Source organism: Sporosarcina gallistercoris (genome assembly GCF_050459885.1).
Taxonomy (GTDB): Bacteria; Bacillota; Bacilli; order Bacillales_A; family Planococcaceae; genus Sporosarcina; species Sporosarcina gallistercoris_A.
Genome location: NZ_JBCMNO010000005.1, coordinates 260,680 through 280,624, shown reverse-complemented (window position 1 = coordinate 280,624; position 19,945 = coordinate 260,680). Strand labels below are relative to the sequence as shown.

17 protein-coding genes are annotated in these 19,945 nt (G+C 43.0%); 6 read left to right on the top strand and 11 right to left on the bottom strand.

The window, feature by feature from the left end; translation table 11 throughout:
* Positions 1-126: 126 nt before the first annotated feature.
* The gene (locus ABE021_RS03350) at positions 127-429 is read right to left on the bottom strand and encodes a YunC family protein (protein ID WP_430286791.1); all 303 of its coding nucleotides are present in this window, start codon (positions 427-429) and stop codon (positions 127-129) included.
* Between the two features lie 98 nt (positions 430-527).
* Between ABE021_RS03350 and ABE021_RS03345 the strand changes: the two genes are divergently transcribed.
* Positions 528-680 carry a hypothetical protein gene (locus ABE021_RS03345; protein WP_430286789.1) on the top strand — a complete coding sequence of 51 codons (153 nt, stop codon included), beginning with the start codon at positions 528-530 and terminating at the stop codon, positions 678-680.
* Between the two features lie 42 nt (positions 681-722).
* Here the strand turns inward: ABE021_RS03345 and ABE021_RS03340 are convergent, their stop codons facing one another.
* The gene (locus ABE021_RS03340) at positions 723-1,580 is read right to left on the bottom strand and encodes a YitT family protein (RefSeq protein WP_430286787.1); all 858 of its coding nucleotides are present in this window, start codon (positions 1,578-1,580) and stop codon (positions 723-725) included.
* Positions 1,581-1,925: 345 nt separating this feature from the next.
* Here ABE021_RS03340 and ABE021_RS03335 point away from each other — a divergent pair, with 345 nt between their 5' ends.
* The gene (locus ABE021_RS03335) at positions 1,926-2,915 is read left to right on the top strand and encodes an LCP family protein (RefSeq protein ID WP_430286786.1); all 990 of its coding nucleotides are present in this window, start codon (positions 1,926-1,928) and stop codon (positions 2,913-2,915) included.
* Between the two features lie 48 nt (positions 2,916-2,963).
* Here the strand turns inward: ABE021_RS03335 and ABE021_RS03330 are convergent, their stop codons facing one another.
* From ABE021_RS03330 to ABE021_RS03305, 6 genes are all read right to left on the bottom strand, one after another.
* Entirely contained in the window at positions 2,964-3,449 is a 486-nt protein-coding gene (locus tag ABE021_RS03330) for a cupin domain-containing protein (protein WP_430286785.1), read from the bottom strand.
* Positions 3,450-3,452: 3 nt separating this feature from the next.
* The gene (locus ABE021_RS03325) at positions 3,453-4,217 is read right to left on the bottom strand and encodes a hypothetical protein (protein ID WP_430286783.1); all 765 of its coding nucleotides are present in this window, start codon (positions 4,215-4,217) and stop codon (positions 3,453-3,455) included.
* Positions 4,218-4,238: 21 nt separating this feature from the next.
* Positions 4,239-8,048, bottom strand: coding sequence for an AAA domain-containing protein (locus ABE021_RS03320; RefSeq protein ID WP_430286781.1), 3,810 nt, complete (start codon positions 8,046-8,048; stop codon positions 4,239-4,241).
* A gap of 161 nt (positions 8,049-8,209) precedes the next feature.
* A complete protein-coding gene (locus ABE021_RS03315) occupies positions 8,210-8,533 on the bottom strand; it encodes a hypothetical protein (protein WP_430286779.1) in 324 nt (107 codons plus the stop codon).
* Positions 8,534-8,894: 361 nt separating this feature from the next.
* Positions 8,895-10,940 carry a CocE/NonD family hydrolase gene (locus ABE021_RS03310; protein WP_430286778.1) on the bottom strand — a complete coding sequence of 682 codons (2,046 nt, stop codon included), beginning with the start codon at positions 10,938-10,940 and terminating at the stop codon, positions 8,895-8,897.
* A 15-nt stretch (positions 10,941-10,955) separates the two neighbouring features.
* Entirely contained in the window at positions 10,956-12,470 is a 1,515-nt protein-coding gene (locus ABE021_RS03305) for a BCCT family transporter (protein ID WP_430286777.1), read from the bottom strand.
* Between the two features lie 253 nt (positions 12,471-12,723).
* Between ABE021_RS03305 and ABE021_RS03300 the strand changes: the two genes are divergently transcribed.
* Positions 12,724-13,377 carry a TetR/AcrR family transcriptional regulator gene (locus ABE021_RS03300; RefSeq protein ID WP_430286776.1) on the top strand — a complete coding sequence of 218 codons (654 nt, stop codon included), beginning with the start codon at positions 12,724-12,726 and terminating at the stop codon, positions 13,375-13,377.
* A 137-nt stretch (positions 13,378-13,514) separates the two neighbouring features.
* On the opposite strand, the gene ABE021_RS03295 is transcribed toward ABE021_RS03300, so the two are convergent.
* Together ABE021_RS03295 and ABE021_RS03290 are read right to left on the bottom strand one after the other, a co-directional pair.
* Positions 13,515-15,311 carry a DUF5939 domain-containing protein gene (locus ABE021_RS03295; RefSeq protein ID WP_430286774.1) on the bottom strand — a complete coding sequence of 599 codons (1,797 nt, stop codon included), beginning with the start codon at positions 15,309-15,311 and terminating at the stop codon, positions 13,515-13,517.
* Between the two features lie 7 nt (positions 15,312-15,318).
* Positions 15,319-16,461, bottom strand: coding sequence for an HD domain-containing phosphohydrolase (locus tag ABE021_RS03290; protein WP_430286773.1), 1,143 nt, complete (start codon positions 16,459-16,461; stop codon positions 15,319-15,321).
* 132 nt (positions 16,462-16,593) lie between these two features.
* Between ABE021_RS03290 and ABE021_RS03285 the strand changes: the two genes are divergently transcribed.
* Entirely contained in the window at positions 16,594-16,944 is a 351-nt protein-coding gene (locus tag ABE021_RS03285; protein WP_430286772.1) for a DUF3307 domain-containing protein, read from the top strand.
* Between the two features lie 65 nt (positions 16,945-17,009).
* On the opposite strand, the gene ABE021_RS03280 is transcribed toward ABE021_RS03285, so the two are convergent.
* Positions 17,010-18,059 carry an NAD(P)/FAD-dependent oxidoreductase gene (locus tag ABE021_RS03280; protein ID WP_430286770.1) on the bottom strand — a complete coding sequence of 350 codons (1,050 nt, stop codon included), beginning with the start codon at positions 18,057-18,059 and terminating at the stop codon, positions 17,010-17,012.
* 118 nt (positions 18,060-18,177) lie between these two features.
* On the opposite strand from ABE021_RS03280, the gene ABE021_RS03275 reads away from it, so the two are divergent.
* Both ABE021_RS03275 and ABE021_RS03270 read left to right on the top strand, forming a co-directional pair.
* Positions 18,178-18,972, top strand: a complete 795-nt coding sequence (locus ABE021_RS03275; RefSeq protein ID WP_430286769.1) for an ABC transporter ATP-binding protein — start codon at positions 18,178-18,180, stop codon at positions 18,970-18,972.
* Position 18,973: 1 nt separating this feature from the next.
* Entirely contained in the window at positions 18,974-19,900 is a 927-nt protein-coding gene (locus ABE021_RS03270) for an iron-hydroxamate ABC transporter substrate-binding protein (RefSeq protein ID WP_430286768.1), read from the top strand.
* Positions 19,901-19,945 lie beyond the last annotated feature (45 nt).

Here is a 19,945-nt window from a genome sequence, read left to right as displayed (position 1 = left end):
AAACATCAGATAGGGAATCGCAACAATAATACATAATCCTATGCAAACTTATTGAGGTTATGTGTCAAAAACGAAACAAGTTTTCCGAGGAAGCCAGGGAATTCTTGTTTCGTTTTCTGTCGCTCATTAAATCATCTTTAACAAAGCCTGTTCCCCTGTCATCCCAGCCTCTATTCCCCATTCTTCCGCTTCGAAAGTCACTGATTCAAGCGGAGCCGCCAGTAATTCTTCAATCGTTTTCACGCCTGTGGCGCGGCCTGCCACAATACGGCGATCTGACAACAGCCGATTCAAAAGCCCCACATCAAGTGCGCCACACATAATATAGCCGTTTTCGTTAGAAACGGTCAGTAATGTGGTTTTAGGAAGTGAAACGGATACAGCAGTAAAACTGTGCCCTTCAATCTGCACTGTAGTAACGGTAACCAACCCATCCTCCCCTTTCCCTTTATAAGTATGGCGCACGAGCCCCTGCCGTGACTAAAATCAGTCAGTCATACCCATACTTTTAAAAAGGAGGAGGACAAATGGCGAAACGTAATGTGGATGGCGAAAAGAAGAAAAAGCCCCCTTCGATGCCAGGCCGCGAAGAATTCTCAGCTGATTATTCTACTTACGGCGAAAAACGGGAAGCACTTAAAGATCTTTTCAGAAAATCCGAGAGAGAAAAGAGAAAGTGAAAATCACCCTGCTGTCATGTTCCACAGCAGGGTGATTCAATATTATGTGATGGATTGCCCTTCCCGACGGAAGAAGCCGAAAATGCCTACTGTCTGCACGATATTCGCAAATGCATTCGGATCGACTTCGTTAATAATTTTCTCTAGATCATAGAGTTCATATCGAGTTATGACTAAATACATCATATTCTTTTCTTCTTTCGTATAGCCGCCCTTAGCAGGCAAGATCGTAATACCGCGCACCATCTGCTTGTGAATCGCCTCTTGCAGCTCGTCTGCTTTCCTTGTAACAATCATAGCAGTCACTTTCTCGTGACGTGTATGGATCGCATCGATTACAGCTGTGGAAACGTATAGCGCAACCATCGTATACAGTGCATTTTCCGGTTCGTACAAAAAACCTGCTGCCACAATAATGATGCCGTTCAGAAGCAAAAAATAGGTCCCTATCGGCTTATCCTGTAAGCGGGACAATACCATCGCAACGATATCCATACCACCCGTTGAAGCACCTAGTTTCAACGAAATCCCGACGCCAACCCCACCGATTACACCTCCGAAAACAGCATTGAGGATAATGTCATTCGAAAGAGACATGACGGGAAGGATTCCCATAAAAATCGTCGTGAAGATAACAGAAACGATACTGTAGATGGTGAAGCCTTTTCCGACCTTAAACCATCCTAGTATGAATACTGGAACGTTCAATGCCAAAAGCAGAACACCGGTAGATACAGTAATTCCTGCAAAGTCTAAGAGTACACTGGATAACAATTGTGCAATCCCGGCAAAACCACTCGCGTAAACGTTCGCATTAATAAGAAACAAGTTCAGTGATACCGCGAGTAATAGAGCGCCTAAAATAACAGTCACGATTCGTTTTGCTTCAATAAAAAACATCTTACATCTCCTTTCGCACCATCGTGTTCTTATTATCGTATTAGAAAGAACAAAAAAAGTCCTGTCTGACGGAGAAGACAAGGACAGTCCGTCACACCCTCAACTGAAAGGTGAGTTATGCATGCATCCATTCATTTGCTATTATAACTAGCATACCCTCTGTATGCAATCACATTCAGATTCAATTAAAACCGCATTTTAGTATTGCAAAAAATTGAATTCCATCGTATGCTTCATTAGTTAGAGACTAATAATTCATTTATGAAAACATTTCTTGTAGAAATACGTCCTATTCCCGAAGCAATAAACCGCATATATGCGGAACCAACTACAGGTGGTGGCACTATGAACCGTTCTGATCGCAGAACTCGTAAAAAAAAGAAAAAAATGTGGATAACCTTACTCATATTATTTCTATTAATCGGCGGAGCAGCTTATTTTTGGTTTGATCAGTTCAAAGCTGGACAATCCTTAGCCGGCGAAAAACCGGGCAATGGCGAGGAAGATATTTTTAACGCTCCAGAACCTCAATACGGAGAAATCAATATCTTGCTTTTAGGGTCCGATGCCCGTCCCGACAACGATGAAGGACGCTCTGACTCATTAATGATCGGACATTATAACCAAGAAACGGAAGAATTGAAGACAGTTTCAGTCATGCGTGATATTTACGTCGAAATTCCTGGACATGGAAAACATAAGATGAATGCCGCCTACTCTTTAGGAGGGCCAGAACTTGTCCGCCAAACCATAAAAGACAACTTCGGAATAGACATTCATTATTATGCAGAAGTTGATTTTGACGGATTCCCAAAAATGGTCGATGTCCTGGCGCCCGATGGCATCGAAGTAGATATCCCATACCGGATGTCGCATGGTATCAATATGACGCTAGAACCTGGTATCCAAAGACTGCACGGTAAAGAGCTTCTAGGCTACGTAAGATTCCGGCATGATAGTAAGAGTGATTTTGGACGTGTAGAGCGGCAACAAGAAGCCCTCTCAAAATTGAAATCCGAAGCTGCCAGTCTTCATAGCTTATTGAGTTTTCCTAAATTACTTGGAATGGCCGATAGTTACGTAAAAACGAATATAGACAAGAAAACAATGCTTTCAATAGGGAAAGGGCTAATAAATAATAAGGACTCAGGTATCGAGTCGATGCGTCTGCCTATTGACGGATCCTATGAAGATCAGCGTATTCCAGGTGTAGGAGCTGTGCTGTCAATCGATTTCGAAGAAAACACACAAGCTCTCAATGACTTTCTATCATCAGATTCCAGAACTTCGACTCCTACCGACAAAAACATCGAGATCAATAACGACACTGAATAAGCAAGTGCATTGTAAAAGACGTTCAGCCATATTCGGCTGAACGTCTTTTTAGCGTGTCATTGTTTGAATAATTTCAGTATGTTGAGGGAACTGTTCCACTAGCTCTTCTTCAGTGAACAATTTAAAATCCTCAAAATCGAAACCTGGGGCTACCATACAGCCTACGAGTGCATAGTCTCCATCTTCAATCATGGATGATCCGAAAATAGATCCTGCTGGAACGAGTAGTTGCGGTCTTTCCCCTTGCTCAATATCCAATCCTAGTTTCACAGCTGAATAGTCGCCATCCGGTGAAATCATATGGACAGTTAACGCATTTCCGTCGTGATAATACCACAGTTCATCTGATTGGAGCTGATGAAAGTGGGAAACTTCTCCATCCGCTAACATGAAGTAAATGCTCGTATAGAGGGGTCTTTTACCACGAGAAGTCTCGATTGTGCTATCTGCAGCAAACGAACTGGCAAAGCTGCCACCTTCCGGATGGGGTTCAAGCTGTAAGTGTCGTATCCAATACGCTGCATCCTGTCTCAAGTCTTATTCCTCCTCATTAGGTAGATAACGTCTGCGCCAGTTGGAGCGTTCTTTTGTCATAACTAGCTGTTCCAAAGTTTCATCCCATTGATCCGTATACGTGTTCCATATCCTTGCATATAGGGCGTCCTGATCCATATTGTGGATGTGAAACTCAAAACAGGGGATTTGAACCTGTCCGACCTTTTCAATTTTCAGCACCTGTTCCACAACTCTCTGCCACTCAGACGTATTGTCCTGTTCCACTAATTCAGTTAGCTGATTGCGGACAAATTCAGTGGTCAGACCCTTTGTAGACCAGCTACTGGGATCTTCTTCATAACGGAATGGCTCCTGCCTTTCCATAAATTGTTGAGGTCTTTCCGCTTCCAGGAATTCATTGTGCAGCGGACTGACTAACAGGACAGCTTCTTCGGTTTGTATCTCATGCAGAAGCATCCCTGTTGTTAATTGGGTAACCCCTAATTCCGTAACTGACCAGACGTCTTTTTTCACTACAAGCCCTGCACCTTCCATCATCGAAAGGAGATCTTCAACAAATAATAATTCGACTCCGAGTACTTGGGCAAGTTCTTCGGGGTGCTCTATGCTTAGTTGCTGCAAAGTCATCAACATCATTTTCATCAGGACATCCATTTTAGTTTTCGTTACGGTCTCGTAGGAAATGAGCACTTTTTGTGCTGTAAGGGTCCATGACAATTCCGACAGAACTTTGTTATCCAATGACTGCTGTAATTCTTTTTGCAACCTTTTTTTCAGCTCGTCCACGGTGAGGTTCCCCTCCTTTCATTATGTGACTGGCTGGGTAAGTGAACGGATGCCCCCTTGTCTGCTGATTTCATCGTATAGGTGTTGGTACATGTTACGCGTCGTTTTCGATTTGGGTCTGTTGAGGAACATGTCTGAACTTCCGACGATCATCAACAACTCTTTTGCACGAGAAAGTGCTACATTGAGTCTTCTGTAGTCTTTTGCAAACCCGATTTCACCGCTTGCTTCTCCATGATTCCGAACAAAACTGACGATGATAATATCCATTTCCATTCCTTGGAATTTATCGACTGAACCGGTGCGGAAAACCAAACGGTCCGTTTGAAGATCTTCTTGAATCAGCTGATTAATGCGTTTAACTTGCTCTCCATAGAAACTGATCACACCGACTTGTTTCTTCGTATCCACTGGAAGTTTCCCTTGAGTAATCGCCTTTGCTGTAGCTTGGTCCAGGTCTTGTACAATTTTTCGAATGGTGGTCAGTTCACTATCGTTGTATCTGCTAGTACCGCCTTTTGGTTTCGCTTCATAGAAATCGGGCGTATTCGGTTGATCTATCCAAAGCAGATGATCCCTTTGTCCAATCAGATCGGTTTCAAGATGATGGGCCCGTGCTGCATCCGAATCAGGGAGCCCGCAAATGAGCTCATAGCCATTTTCGTTATAGAACGGGGTTATGGACTTCATGATGCGCTCGTGCATTCTGTACTGAATACCTAACATCGTCTTATTTTGTTTCGGCAGCGTCCTGAACAGACGTTCAAAGAGCGATTCTTTCAACAAACGCTCCATATCTTTTTTCTGTTCATCGTCGGGCATTTCCTCTAAAAATTCTTCCATTGTTTCTTGTCCTACTAGGGGTGGCAGCTGATGATGGTCACCTACGAGCACGATCTTTTTCCCTTTCAGCATCGGGAGCAACAATTCAGGCGGTGTGGCTTTTGAAACTTCGTCTATAATAACTAAATCGAAGACTGGATATTCTTCTGCAAATTCTTTGCGTGCAGAAGCGACACACGTAGTACCAATTACATTTGCGTGTTTGACATAAAGTTTCCGTATTTCATCCAAGTCATATGGGCTTGCTTCAGTCAGCATCTGATGCCACATTCTTTGCACAGATTGGATGGCCGGAATGTTCAAGAGTTGCTTACTTACAAGCTCTAACTGTCGTGCCACCTCCGAAAGAGCTCGGTCGTTTTCTTTTAACAGCGGTGCGGGATCGTTGAGTAACGACTGTTTGAGTGTCTCCTCTAATGTCTGCCGCTCTCTAAGCATTCCTTCAAGCGCATTCAGTTGCTCACTTTGTTCACTCTCCAAGATTGAGTTAGCTTGGATTGCAGCTTGAATCATTCCCTTTTGTTCGCGGACATTTTCAAGTTGCAGCTCGGTTACTTTTAAGGATTTCTCCGCTTCAAGTGTATCCTCTATGGTTTTGGAAAGAGCTGCAAGTGACACTTCACCCTCGCTAATAGCTGCAGCTAAGGCATCAGGTGAAGAAGACTCATCTCTCAGGTGTTGTACTTCTGACAATTGCCCGTTCAACCGATCGGAACTGCTTTGCATATCTTTCTGTTTTGTTGTTAAAAGTGAAAGGTTTTTACTGAAGACATCATTTACACTCTTTTTAATGTCTTCGAACAACAAAGTCGTGGATTGCGCTTCTAACAAAAACGCGGAAATGAAGTTTTTCCGTTCATGAAGCAAACCAACCGCTTTTGTTAAGTTTTCCAGACAATCATAAGATTCCACTGAAAAAGACGTTGTGCTTAATATCTTTTTCACATTCGGCTGAACTAAATAACGACCCACACGGCTTACCGTTTCGTGGATTGACTGTAAGGTGTGGCGATTCCGGAAACCCTTTGGAACGCGAATACGATTGTGGAACTGATGCTCTTCCAAGATGTTTGTAACGGTAGTGATTGCTTTTTCGACCCTGACAATCGTATCCGACCATGCTGAAAAGCTTTCTTCACCGCCCACTTCTTGAATTCGGTCAATTTGGCGGATCAACTCAGTCATCTTGAAATCCAGATCGGGTGAAGGGACAAAGTTCACTTCATCCAAAAGATCTTTTAAATCATTCAATTTCCCAATATTCTTCAACTTATCGAGAGCTGTTTGATAAGTTTCCATCTGTACGGAAGTATCACTAATGGCAGCCTGCAACTCATTTACTTGAGCAACCATTTCCGATAACGAGCGGCTCGTTTTAAGTAGGTCGATTCTTTCTTTCACTTCAGCGCGTTCACGTTCCAGGTTACTCAGGTCCGCAGTTGAAAATTCGATCATTAACTTCTCCAAGCGGTTTATTTCACTATTCGTTTCGATTCGCTTTCCTTCGGAAGTTTTTATCGCTGCTTTGTTTTTCTCAACTGCTAGTTGAAGTTCGTGTTTTTGACGCTTCCCTTCTTTTATTTCCTCTTGAACTGAAAGGAGTCTTTCTTTGTCATTGTTCCAAAGCTGCAGTTGCTCTAGCAACTCCGATTTCCGAGCGAGAAGAATTCCGTTTTTTTGTTTGCATGCTTCTTCTTCTAAGCGAAGCGTTTCTTCAAGCTGACTGTGTTGAGCAAGTTGCGTTTCCATCGCTTCTAACGTTTGAGTGCGCCAGTGCTCCGCCACGTTTTCTTCAATGAATTTACGACCTTCCTCTTCTATGCTTTCGGTCCTGCCGTAACGCAAAATACGGATGTCTTGATTGTGGAGCAATCTGCCTAAAGCATTGTCTACCGCGAGATTCGCTTGAGAGGCGACGAGCGTCCGTAAGCCCGCCTTTACTGCCTGATTACAAATTTCGGAGATTACCGTAGTCTTCCCTGTCCCGGGTGGACCTTGTATGACGTACAAGTCACTTGCATTCATGGCTCCGGTGACTGCTTCCTGTTGGAAATCATTCAATGAGGTTTCAAACTCAAGGGGTTCCCTGCGATTCGTTATTTTTACAACAGGGCGTTCTTCAAATAAGATTTTTTCCAAGTTGGCATTCGCTGCCAATCCATCTTGCAGATCTTTGAACCCTCTTCTAAGTCTTCTTACTTGGCTTAGTTCTGCAAAGTTACTGAAGACGATCGACTCGAATTCTTGTCCTTGAAAACCGGTTTTACGTGCACTACGGATGGCTTTGCCCTTTAGTTCTATATCAACACGATTCGTTTTCTTATCTGCATTAATGACATTTCCTAGTTCATAAGTCCCTCCAGCGAACTTAGCTGAAAACCCTATTATGGTTCTCCAAGCCTTGCCTGGCAGACCATCAATCCGGATAGATGCTTGGTTGAAATCTTCACTCAGTGTAACCGATTTTACACGTGCGTGAAGATCTTCAACATCCGCGTTCTTTTCCATAATACGCAAATAACCTTCCCAGCCGCCAATTCGTTTTTTTACATACTCCGAACGTTCTTCTGCAACCGGAAGTTCACGTAAGAGTGTTGCAAAATCGATGGGCATGGGAATTCCGGAACTCTTTCCTAACTTGAATTTGACAGTTGCCCGCAACCGTCGATTCGTTGCTACAGGTTCCCGTTTCCCTCTTACATGAAATCCTGTGGCAAGGAACCCATCATTCTTCACAATGCATTCTAAGACAGGAACGCGTCCGTCTAACCTTTCATTCAGTTTCGGGTTTCCTTCAGGATCGAAGAAAAATGAAAAAGCTTGGTTGCCTTGCTGATTTCCAGGTCTTTTTTCGATATGTACAGAGAATGATTTTTGCATAGCAAAAAAAGCGTATTCGTCTTTGGCGATTTTTTCAATCCCATTACGAGCGCTCGTTGTCATAGTCAATTCACATTTTACCGTCTCTTTAAAAATATCTCGGTTCATGGCCTTCACTTCTTTCGGTCCGTAAAAAAAGGTCAGCCATTCTAAAATGGCTGAACCTGTTCTTATTAATCATCTACCTTCATTATAAACGAAAACGCAATTTGCTGCGAGTGCGAAAAGACATGTCATGAAGGTTCAGTTTCATCTCAGATGTAGTCCCGTCAGATATCAAAGTGGGATTTGTTTTTTTCCATGTCTTGCAATGTGAGGACTTCCCGGCTGAAGGTGTCTAATGAATCAAGCTGAATATTGAGTTGTTCCAATTCTCCGCTGTCGTAAACTGGTTCCTCCCAATAGGTTGCATCCGTTGTCGACGAAGCAAGTAAACGGATCATTTGCATGGTGTTTCCGCCTGCAGTATCTTCATCGGAAACAATTTCTTCTTCAGGTGTGTAATCGGATTGGTTCACATACAGCGTCTTGCGATCTCCCTGAAATTGAGAAGCTAGTTTCACAAACTCTTCTAAGGACTCTGGCTGATTCATAACGCTACCTCCTTTATGTATTACTAGAAGTCTTCCCTTCTAGCCGGAGGTTGTAAACAAGATACTTGTCTAAGGGAGCGATTTTTTATAGATAACTGAATGCAGTTTAGTTTTTGGTTCCTAATTGTATGTCTTTTTATTGGGTTACCCATTTTGTTAGCGCTTTGATTTGGTTCATAATCACATTTTCTGATCTATGAGCACGCGTGCATCTCTACGACGATAAATTCCTCAGTCACCAGAACCCTTGTCGGCCGAAGCACAATCCCCCGCTGTTTTCATCTTAAAAAAAGCGGTTGAGGATATCAGTATTCACTGAACCCCTCAACCGCTTCATTGGAATTTTTGTACTATCATCACCTTAAGTGAAATCGCGTTCAATCTTTTCTTCCCACTTTTTGTGGAACACTTCTTCCTCGTTTTCCCATGCTTTCAATTCATTCATGATATAATAATTGGTTTCATCAGCTGTCATCGTACTTTTTGTCTCTAAATAGGTTTGCCAACCATCTTTCCCAACGCTCAATGTCCAGTCGCAATCTACACGGGCGCTGAGAGGATCATTTTCTTGGATGGTGTAGACATTGCGATTAGTACTTCCGTATTCAATTCCATTAACGTGCAATTTGCGCTTTCCTTCATCTGAGAAGTCATCTAAAATCCAAGCACCGGTTGCTACATCATGCTTTACTTCACGTGTACGCCCGGCTTCACGCATAATGTCTTTCTCTAAGACGGGCGCTGTTTCCGCTTGAGCAAAAGGTAATAATGTGTTGTCCAGATCTTTAGGGTTTCTAATTGGTAAGATCAGTGAAGTTTCTTCACTTGTTTCTACAGTAAAGGTCACCGCTTCAGGGAATGGCCAAATGTGCGGCCAATAGTTTGGTGAGACTGCAAGCTGCCAATGGTGGCCTTTTTGCAGTGTATGCCCGATGACGTTCATTTTTACGGCTATGTCGTATGGTTTTCCTGGTTCCAAATAACTTGGGGTCTCGTCGCTTTCGCGGTGAGTTAGATTCAACACGCCCCATGTGACTCTCGTAGAAGAACCATCAGGTGCCACATCATTAAGGCGAACCACAAGGTGGGCAGCTTTTTTATCCGATGTGATTCTGCAGCGGAATTCGGGTTCCCCTAGAATTGCCTGGTCTTCTATAACAGGTGCTGCATCGAAAACAACTGCCATCCCGTTTTCAATTCGCTGGTCTGCCGGCAAATCTCCTGGCTGGCCGAATGGACAGAAAACACCTGCATACAATCCGTGTTGTTGAACGGACGATACGATTACCTCTTTACCTTCGGCTGTTTCACTTAAGTTCTTGCCATTCAAAAACAGTTGCTTCTCCACTACATCCGCAGGCGGCCATTGTTGTTCGGCAACCCAGTGACCAGGACGATATGAATAGTCTGTTTGCGGAGGCACGCTGTCTTGCATATAGACACGAACCATCGGCTCCTCCATGATGCCTGTCTTCTCTCCTTTTAACCACTCATCCCACCAACGGACAGCTTCTTGCAAAAATCCTATTTGCGGACCGGGTACAGCCATTTCAGGGTACTCATGCGCCCATGGGCCAATCAATCCTTTTTTGGGTCCATTTAAACCGGTTAATAACCTAGGAATTGCATTGGTATATCCGTCTGCCCAGCCACCAACTGCAAAGACCGGGATGGTCACATCCTCATAGTTCTCGATCACAGAGCCGTGTTTCCAATAAGAATCATATCGCTGATGTCTTACCCATTCTTCTACATACGGCGGCGTCAATTCCATTCGCTCCAGCCAGTTTGCTCTCCACGAATCTCCTCGCACTTCCGGGAATTGCGGACGGGCATTATAGGCAAACATTGTACTTGCCCACCAAAGCATATCGGATGCAAGCATCGCACCACCTTTGTAGTGGACATCATCTGCATAACGATCATCTGTCGAACATAAGGTGATAATCGCTTTCAACGATGGATGCTGACGCGCGGCAACCTGGAGCCCATTGAAGCCACCCCATGATTTGCCAATCATCCCGATGCTGCCTGTTGACCACGGTTGTTTGGTAATCCAATCCAATACTTCCAATGCGTCATCCTGTTCTTGCTTTAAGTATTCATCATACAAAATGCCATCCGAATCACCCGTTCCACGGATATCCACACGAATGCTCGCGTAACCGTGACCCGCAAAGTATGGGTGGCGCAAAGAATCACGCAGTGCGGTGAATTCGTTCTTACGGTAAGGCAAGTACTCAAGAACTGCCGGTACAGGTCTGATTTCTGCATCTTCCGGCAGCCAGATGTGTGCAGCCAATTGTGTACCGTCAGAAAGCGGAATCATGACGTTCGCCAATTCTTTTGTTTTTTCCGGGAATGTTGTGCGGATAGTTCGATTTGTTTCTCTTACGTTAAATACCATGAGTGATGCCTCCAATTATTTGTTTAAATTTTCATTCGGGAAATCTTCACGCAGCCACCTTATAAGTGAAACAAGAAGCAGTAAGTAGATGACGAAAATCGGTACTGCTACAACCACTGCCGAAGTCTGGATAACACGAAGACCTCCAACTAGAAGCAATGATATGGAAAGAACCGCAAGTATTGCACCCCAAACCATACGGTGCCAACGGGCAGGATCCTCTCCAGGCTGCAGTTCTTTCGTCGCAACAGCGGCTAAAATGTACGTTGCAGAGTCCATAGAAGTCGATAAGAACACAACACCCACGATTACAAAGAATGGCAGCACGATGACATCCAGCGGTAAAGAACGGAGAATTTCCACTACAGCTGCCGGTCCACTTTGTTCGGTCAGAGTTTTTGCGACATCGGAAACTCCTTGTAACTGTAAGTTCATAGAGTAACCGCCGAAGACCATGAAGTAGATCCAACCACCAATTGAACCCCACAACAGCATGTGGGTGATCAGTTCACGCAACGTACGCCCTTTGGAAATTCGGGCGACGAATAATCCCATAAACATAGCGGTTGCCGCAAACCAGGCCCAATAGAATACTGTCCAGCCTTGTGGGAATCCACCTTTGGATATTGGATCCGTGTGGAAACTCATAAAGGTGAAGTTTTGAAGCATCAGTCCAAAACTATTCGAGAAATACGTGAGTATAAACGAAGTAGGTCCTGCGATGAAAACAAAGAGTGCAAGGGCAACTGCTAAATAGATATTAATATCACTTAGTCTTCGAATCCCTTTTTGCAAGCCAAGAAAAGCACTCGCAGAGTAAATTACCGTAATGAGTATAACGATAACGGCATCCATTCCAATAGTTGGTTCAATGGATAGTATCGATCCTACTACTGCAGAGACCATTGGCACACCAAGCCCCAATGAAGTCCCAAGTCCACCGACTAAACTCCAAATGACTAGTACGTCAATAAGTTTTGCAACCCATCCATCTGCGTATTTACCAAGTGCACCGCTAAGAGCTGTACTGATTTTAAGAGATGGTCGTTTTTTTACGTAATAGGAGTATGCAATCACCACGGTGGGAAACGCATAGAGTGACCATGCAGAAATTCCCCAATGGAACAGACCATATGTCAGCGACCATTCAGCTGCTTCATTTGAACCTGGTTCAATTCCAAATGGCGGACCTGAAAAGTAGGAAATAGGTTCAATCATAGACCAATACATGATGCTGGTTCCCATTCCGGCTGTAAACAGCATCGCGCCCCAACTGAAACTGGAGAATTCCGGTTTCCCCTCGCCCAATTTAATGCGGCCGAATTTACTAAAAGCCAGCCAAATCAGAAATACGAATAGCCCAAAAGTTAAAAACTGGAATGCCCAATCCATTCTAAACGTTATGAACGTCATCACGTTGTCCAAGACCGGTTCGGCACTTTTCCTATAAATTACAAGCAGCACAGTTACCAATAATATGAACACAATCGATGTCCAAAACACGAATGGATCTAGTTTCGTTTTCCGCATCCTTCAACCCCCTTTTATTGTTTCACAAACGCAACTTTGATAACGCTTTCATATAATCTTTTCACTATGTAATTGATAAAGTCTATGAAGTCATAAAAGTTTGCGAAATCTTCATTATTAATTTATAATCATGATTATCTTGTGAACGTGTTTATAATATCAGAATACATTCAGTTGTTCAAGTTACATGTATAGTGAATAAACTGGTAGTATTGTACATATCGGCTTATAACAGAAAAGCGAGGCGCTTTAAATGGATAAGAAAAAGCTTCAAAAGAGCAGAATGTGGAAGTACTTTGTCGAGGCGGCAACTGATATCATTGAAGAAGAAGGTGCGAAGGCGGTTACAATCCGGAAAGTAGCTGATCGTGCAGGTTACAATAGTGCAACCATTTATAACTACTTCGAAGAGTTTTCACACTTGTTATTTTTTGCATCGATGAGATTGTTGAAGGAGTATACGGTTGAGGTAACAAAGCGCATGAACGGCAAATCTTGTCCATTAGATCAATATGAAACGGCTTGGGAATGTTTTTGTGAATATTCGTTCAAGCAGCCGGATATTTTCTTCTCCGTTTTCATACGCGATTTAGGTGATAACCCCGATCATTTATTGGAGAAGTATTACGAATTCTATCCATCGGATTTAGTAGACGTCCCTGCAGAAATCAGATCGAGCTTACTTGAACAAAATGTTGTAAATAGAGGCAATCCCATATTAAAGAGGGCTGCAGAGCAAGGCAAACTAGACCCGGATAAAATTGAATCCCTCAACGAAGTCACCATCCTAATCTGGCAAGGGATGCTCATGAATTTCCTTAATAATCGGATTGAAGCGACACCAGAAGAAGCCGCTTCCCGGACCATGCATTATGTATCGGAAATCATTAATCGATTGAAAAATTAAACCGTACTAAAAGCCATGCAATCCATCGCATGGCTTTTAGTACGGTTGTTCATCTGTTTTCGGCTTCATTAAGGAATTGGGAAGTTTAGTGGTTTTGCTATCCTTTACGGAATACAGAAAATTCAAAATAGATTCTCTTATTCTAAGCCATCTAGCGGCGGTTTCAATCTGATTAATTGAATTGGCGATTCCAATCCATGAAGTGTCGTCGTGAACTCTGAGACGGCTCCTAATCCTTCTTCAATCTGCATCTCTTCGAACAGTTTCCGCTCCAATACGATATCTCCCCCGACGCTCTGCTGTTGGACTCGAGCTGCCATGTTAACAGTTCTTCCAAAGTAATCCAGCACGCCATTTGCATTGACCGCTATTACAGGGCCTTCATGTAAACCGACCTTTATTGTGACCGGGTTACTTAATATTTTGTTCAGTGCCGAAACAGATGATTGGATCTCGACCGCCGCAGACAGTGCATGAAAGCTGGAAGCGAATGACGCCATGATCGAATCACCAATTGTTTTTACAATGGTTCCTTCATAGTTACGTATTATGCTTCCCAGCGACGTGAAATGTTTTTGGACATCGCTATATGCGCTGGCATCACCGACACGTTCATACAATTGAGTCGAATCTTTCAAATCTGTAAACAGAATGGTTAACTTACCTACCCCGATTTGCATGCCTGGGGCAAGGACTTCAGCTGGTAGTAAATCACGGAACAATTGAAGTGAGGTTACTTCGCGGGCTGTAAGTGCATTTGCATCCCATTGCGTTTCCTCAAATGCCACGATCTGCTCTTTATCACTTTCATTGACTAATGAAATGTTGCTGCTTTGAATAAGAAACGGTTCGACTAGTCCATCCGGCTGAATATGGAGTTGGGAATACTTACTATCCGGTTCATAAGTGAAGGGGACTTTAAAGTTATTTTTCACTACTCTCACTTGCAGTTCTTTAGAAATTCGGGTCCATGGGATAGAAATTGTTGTATGAGGCGGAACCCTAAACTGCCCTAAAGTGTGAGGCGAATTGGTGGGCCCGTTTATGCAAAATATTTCTTTGTTCGTTTTACGTATCGCCCCATTCACTTGAAAGGTCATTTCTACATAGTTTTCAAAATCGAGCTCATAGTCTATTCCACACAGATCACAGTGAACCGTGTTCTTCACATCTTTCAAGAAAGAGGCGTGATCTTTAGCGACTCTGCAGTTCGGACACATTAAACTCCACTCATAATCCAGAACTCCGGCTTCACTCGCAAACAAAAAGAGACGAACTGTTTGTTTCTTAGAAAATCCATGTTCTTTTGCCCAACGATAGGGCTGAATAGCTGTCACTGCTTCATCCGATGCCATACGAATGGTCCTGATGAGAGCATTCACAAGGCCCGGCTCAAGAGACAACTCCTTCAAGTGGTTCTCTGCATCTAGTAAAAGTCGTTCATTGACTTGGATGGATTTTTGTTCTTTTACTGACAGCAGCTCTTCCTTTGTTACTGCAGCTTCATTGACATAAGTGAAGGTTTGATAGAGCTGGGGGATGATTCCTTTCATTAACGCCACTTTGCCAATAAGTGAACGGTATTCGAACACTCCAGTCAACATAATATTCGTTTCGAGTTCGCTCACTTTCTCAAGTGACACTTTCCAAATGACACGTTCGACAGGTCCTTTTGTATAATTACGTTCAACGGAATAGAAGGAGTTCCGCACCCACTCGAAGACGTTTTCATCCCACTCGATCTCCAACAAACCGAAAGCTTTCCCTTTTGCTTTACGGACGAGACGCTGAGACCTAGTCGTAAACGGTGCAAAGTTGACTGGAAACAATCCAATGTATCGGTTCAAGCGGTTGGTATCGGAAACAATTTCCCACACCTCTTCAAGCGGCCGGTTCACTAGACGAGTTTCTTCTATAGAGATGATTTTTGCCATCTTTCCCTCACATCCTGTCGGTATAACGATCACGAATTGCGACAAAGTCATCTAAATGTCCAAGAAATAAATCAACGAGTGTAGGATCAAATTGTTTGCCTCGCTGTCCAGAAATATACGCTACAATATCCTCGAGTGGCCAAGCCTTCTTATACACCCGATCACTTCCGAGTGCGTCAAATACATCTGCGATTGCTGTAATTCTTCCGTATATATGAATCTGTTCTTGTTTCAATCCTCTGGGATATCCCCCGCCATCCCATCTTTCATGATGTTCATAAGCAATGATTGCAGCTGTCTTTAACAATTCACGATCCGACTTCCGGAAAACATTATATCCAATCACCGTATGCAACTTCATTTTTTCAAATTCTTCGGACGTTAACTTACCAGGTTTCAGGAGTATTGAATCAGGTGTTGCCACTTTACCGATGTCGTGCATAGGAGATGCGTAGCGAAGCTGCAATGCCTGTGGTTCTGAAATACCTGCAAGCTTGGCCAACTTATAGGAGTAGGCCGCGACACGTCTGACATGATTGCCTGTCTCTTGTGATCGACTCTCCCCTATTTCCCCCATGGTTTCTATCATTTCTTTTTGAGTTTCCAATAATTCGTTATGTAAGATAAAGGAATCCAGTGATTTTCCGGCGTACGTAGAGGCGAAAGTTAACAACTCTTCATCTTTTTTTGTAAAGAAGGACTCCCCAAGTTTATTGATAGCCTGAAAGGCTCCGATTATCTTACCCTCTTGGTTTTTGAATGGGATGCAAAGTATAGATTGGGTGCGATAACCCGTTTCCCTATCGACAGCTGTATTGAAACGCTCATCTGAATATGCATTTTCCACATTAATAATCGTTCCTGTTTGTATGCTTTCACCTACAAAACCGCTTGTATCGGATATGGTAATCCGTTCTACTCCATGTCCTGCTACTGTCCAAACGCTATTCTTTGAAGATTCATGCAGCCAAACTGTACAGCGATCTGCTTGAACTAGCTTTGTGCCTAAATCCGCTAGCAATAAAAGCATTTTAGTGATATCTGTTTCTGTAGACATTTTACCCATATATTCAAAAATCGTGGATAACAGTATATCCGACTTCGGAAATCCAGAGGATTGAGGAGTTGATGATGTAAATAAATTATCCATTTTAATAAATCCTTCCTAAAAAACTGTTGTAACACTTCTTTCTGTTTGTCATAATAGTAGCATGAATCATCTACAAAAACACAACTAAAGTCATTATTTATATCTTAAAATCAGTAAAACGGAGGTAGCGGAGTGACATTGTTCTCATATTTGATCGTAGGCCATCTGATTGGCGATTATTTACTGCAAACGAGTTGGATGGCTGCTGGAAAAGCAACAAAATGGGCACCTCTCTTCGCGCATTGCTTCGTTTATACATCGGTTGTTAGCGGTGCATTTTTAATGGATTCTGGCATGATTCCTATAATTGTAGTCATTTCTTTTTTTGTGAGCCATGTTATTTTGGACCGCAGATGTTTTGTCGCTTGGTGGGCAAAGACGGTCATGGGGCTAAAAGACGGAGAGCCTGCATGGTTACTTATTATAGCTGACCAAGTTTTTCATATTTTCATCCTTGCCGTCATTGCACATATTTGGCAGTAACAAAAAAAGAAGCAGATTCAAGTTCCTCTGCTTCTTTTTGTTTTGGAATTCAACTGGAATTCAACTTATTCAATCAATTGCTTTACGAGCTTTTTGTTGCGTTCTTTAAAGACTTCGTTGTGCGAGCTAACCATGCCTGCTTGGGATGCTTTTGGATCTAAATACACTTTAGCACTATTGACAGCGTTTGCTGCGTCTTGGAATGCGCCCGCAATCAGATTGACTTTGCTCTCATGGAAAAGGACATCACCCGCCGCAAATATCCCATGAACCGAAGTCCCGCTTAACGGAGTCCCTGCAATCCTATGGTCCTTTGTTAGCTCGAGTTTCGCTTCACTTCCTCCTATTAAAGATGTATCCACTTCATATCCATGATTGATCACCACTTCGTCAACTTCCAACAGTAACCCGGATTCCTCCAAGCAATGTTTTAGCTCCACTTTTTCAATAGTATGATGATCATCCGATGCGATCAGTTTGTCGATCCGGGTATTGAAATGGCACACTACTCTGCTTTGAAGTAATTGTTGAACTTGTGCTTCATGACCGTTCAAATCACATTTCCTATAGGTTAGTATCACTTTTTCAGCAATAGGCTCGAGTTCGTTTGCCCAGTCGATTGCAGCATTTCCTCCACCCGAAATCAGGACCCGTTTGCCTTTGAAATGTTGAAGTGATTTCACGGTGTAGTGTAGATTGGAGACTTCGAACCGCTCTGCACCTTCAATTTCCACCTTTTGTGGCTTCAGGATGCCACTGCCTACTGCAAGAATGACTGTTCTACTAAAATGCTTAGTACCTGAAGAACCCGTCAGGACAAAGGTCCCGTCTTCAAGCTTTACAATGCTTGTCACTTTTTCGTTTAGAACAACCTCGGGATTGAAGGTCATGCCTTGCTCCACTAACTTGCCAATCATCTCGGCGGCAGGTGCTGGTGTGACGCCACCAATATCCCAAATCATTTTTTCCTGATATACATGCAGTTTTCCGCCAAGTTCCGGTTGAAATTCGATGATTTTAGCAGACATTCCACGTAATCCACTATAAAAAGCAGCATATAACCCTGCTGGCCCCCCACCGATAATTGTAACATCTACGAGTGTTGGTTCAGACATCCTTCATCCCCCTAAATTTATATTTGACTTCCTTGTAATCACTCTTTATAGTAGCATTATACCGATAATGAGAATCATTATCAATGATTATCGTGTATTAAAGATTGGAGTGCTTAAAATGGTACGCTTGGCGACTGAGAATTTACAGATTGCTTACGGTGATCAGCTCATTGTGGATGACTTATCCATCACAATTCCGCACCAGAAAATAACCGCAATCATCGGCGCAAATGGATGTGGGAAGTCGACTTTCTTGAAAGGGATGACTCGCCTCATTCCCCGCCATTCTGGGAAGGTATTGCTGGACGGGGAGGATATTGCCAATCATAGGACGAAAGCGCTTGCTCGTGAAATGGCCATTCTTCCACAAACACAAGAAGCAGCGAATGGTCTAACTGTAGGCGAACTCGTTTCTTATGGCAGATTCCCGTATCAAACAGGACTAGGACGGTTATCCGCAAATGATTATCATGTCATTAATTGGGCGCTTTCCGTTACAAGTACCCATTCATTTCGTGATCGTCAAGTGGATGCTCTTTCTGGGGGACAGCGTCAGCGCGTGTGGATTGCAATGGCGCTTGCTCAAGAAACGGAAATCATTTTTCTTGACGAGCCGACAACGTATCTCGATATGGCACATCAATTGGAAGTTCTTGAACTGTTGCAGAAATTGAATGTTGAGGAGGAACGGACCATCATCATGGTGTTGCATGATTTGAATCAGGCAGCCCGCTTTGCCGATTATATAATTGCCATGAAGGATGGAAAGGTGATAAAAGCGGGTTTTTCGGAGGAAGTGATCGAAACGTCAATTTTGCGTGAAGTTTTTAGGATTGACGCAGAAATTGGAACGGATCCGAGAAGCGGTAAACCGATGTGTATTACATACGATCTATTAAAAGGAGATTACTGACATGAAAAAAACACTTCTATTCTGTTCACTTGCACTGGTTCTCATACTTGGAGCATGCTCTTCAAAAAATGATGCGGATTCAAAAGGAGCGGCAAAAGATGAACCAGCAAAAGAAGCAGGGACGATAACATATGAATCTGAAAATGGTCCCATTGAAGTTCCCGCAAATCCTGAGCGTGTTGTTGTCTTGTCTACATATGCAGGTCATGTCGCAGCTCTAGATGTTCCAATTGTAGGTGTGGACTCTTGGTCAAAGACGAATCCGCGCTTTGACAAGTATTTGAAAGACTCTGTAGAAGTGACGGACGAAGATTTAGAAAAGATCATTGAATTGGAACCGGATTTGATCATCGGGTTATCGACTATGAATAATATTGATCGGTTGAAAGAGATTGCTCCAGTGGTTACGTATACTTACGGTAAAGTGGATTATTTGACACAACAAGTTGAAATCGGTAAGTTACTGAACAAAGAAGATGAAGCTCAGGCCTGGGTCACTGATTTCAAAGCCCGCGCGAAAGATGCAGGGGAAGATATCCAGGCGAAAATCGGGAAGGATAAGACTGTTTCCGTTATTGAAAACTTTGACAAGCAGCTCTATGTATATGGCGATAACTGGGCACGTGGTACTGAAATCCTTTATCAGGAAATGAATCTGCCCATGCCTGAAAAAGTGAAAGCAGATGCATTGAAAGAAGGTTATTTCGCTCTTTCAACCGAAGTGCTTCCTGACTATATGGGAGACTATGTCATTTTAAGCAGGAACAGTGATGGGGACAATTCGTTTATGGAAACAGAAACCTATAAGAATACCCAAGCGGTGAAAGATGGTCATGTATTTGAAGCTGAAGCAAGTGAATTCTACTTTAATGACCCTTTGACACTGGAGTACCAGCTTGAGTTTTTCAAAGAAAACTTTTTAAAGTAATCGTTATTCAAGAAGGATTCTTTCACCTTGAAAGAATCCTTTTCT